Raw genomic sequence first — 1,488 nt, 5'->3', positions numbered from 1 at the left:
CAATACCGGTGACTTTGGTGGGGTTCGCTCGTTGAGCGGGTTGTGCCAAGGCCTGGACAGGTGAAGTCGCCGGCGAGCGACCGGTTGTCGGATCGGATCGCGTTGGGGGTGTTGACGCGTGCCTTCCCGCCGGAGTTGGTCGATGAGGTGGTCGCCGAGTGTGGTCGGGGCGAGCAGCGGCACCGGTTGTTGCCTGCGCGGGTGGTGGTCTACTTCGTCCTTGCGATGTGCCTGTTCTTCGGGCAGGGCTATGAGGAGGTGGCTCGACTGCTGGTCCAGGGCCTGGAACGTGAGGGCCGGTGGTCCGGTACCTGGCGGGTGCCGACTACGGCGGCGATCGGCCGGGCCCGGCTGCGGTTGGGCCCGGAGCCACTGCGGGAGCTGATCCGCCGGGTCTGCCAGCCGGTGGCCCTCCCCGAGACGCAGGGTGCCTGGTACCGGCGATGGCGGCTGGTCGCGGTGGACGGCACCGTCTTCGACGTGCCCGACACGGCGGCGAACGCGGAGTTCTTCTCGCGTCCGGGAACCAGTCGTGGTCAGGGTCGCAGCGCGTATCCGCAGGCGCGGGTGGCGGCGTTGGCCGAGTGCGGTACGCATGCCGTCTTTGCGGCCGAGGTCGGCCCGTTGACGGTCCACGAGACCGTTCTGGCCGAGCGGTTGTTTCCCGCCCTGGTCGAGGGGATGCTCGTCCTGGCGGACCGCGGCTTTTGCGGCTTCGACCTGTGGCGGGCGGCGAAGGCCGGTGGTGCCGACCTGCTGTGGCGGGTGCGGAGCGTGGTCGTGCTCCCCGTCGTCGGGATGCTCGACGACGGCTCCTACCTGTCGGAGATCGTCGCCGCGCGGGACAACTACCGTCGCGCGGACCCCGAGCGGGTGCGGGTGATCGAGTACACACTCGCGGGCGGCGACGGTGGCGAGGCCACCGTCTACCGGCTGATCACCACCATCCTCGACCCGGCCCAGGCGCCGGCCGCCGAACTGGCGGCCCTGTACGCCCAGCGGTGGGAGATCGAGAGCACCCTCGACGAGATCAAGAACCACCAGGGTGGGCCCGGGTTGGTGCTGCGTTCGCAGCACCCCCGCGGGGTCGAGCAGGAGATCTTCGCGTTCCTGCTGGTCCACCACGCGCTGCGGGACCTGATGCACCAGGCCGCCCTCAAGGCCGGGCATGATCCGGACCGGATCTCCTTCACCCGTACCCTTCGCGTCGTGCGCCGCCACGTCACCGGGCAGGCGGCGCTTTCCCCCCTCCCGGCTCACCCGGGCCATCGCCCAGAGCCTGCGTGAGATCACCGAACGCCTGCTGCCCGCAAGGCGGTTACGCTCGAACCCCCGCGTGATCAAACGCAAGATGTCCAACTGGGCCCTCAAACGCGCCGAGCACGGCAACCCGCCCGGGCCCGACGCGCCAACGGTCCGGCTGGTCGCACCCACCAGAACCAGGCCAAAAAGCCAGAAAACACCCTAAATCACCAGTATTGGCCCTAG

The 1,488-nt window shown here is 69.6% G+C and carries 1 protein-coding gene; it reads left to right on the top strand.

Annotated features, from left to right (window positions below; translation table 11 throughout):
- Nucleotides 1–42: 42 nt before the first annotated feature.
- Entirely contained in the window at nucleotides 43–1,287 is a 1,245-nt protein-coding gene (locus ACQRUO_RS39390) for an IS4 family transposase (RefSeq protein WP_428320996.1), read from the top strand.
- The last annotated feature ends 201 nt before the right edge of the window (nucleotides 1,288–1,488 follow it).

Origin of the sequence: Kitasatospora sp. LaBMicrA B282 (assembly GCF_050325825.1) — a bacterium.
Taxonomy (GTDB): Bacteria; Actinomycetota; Actinomycetes; order Streptomycetales; family Streptomycetaceae; genus Kitasatospora.
The sequence above is the reverse complement of the archived record's forward strand: the minus strand, read 5'-3'. Positions and strand labels throughout refer to the sequence as shown.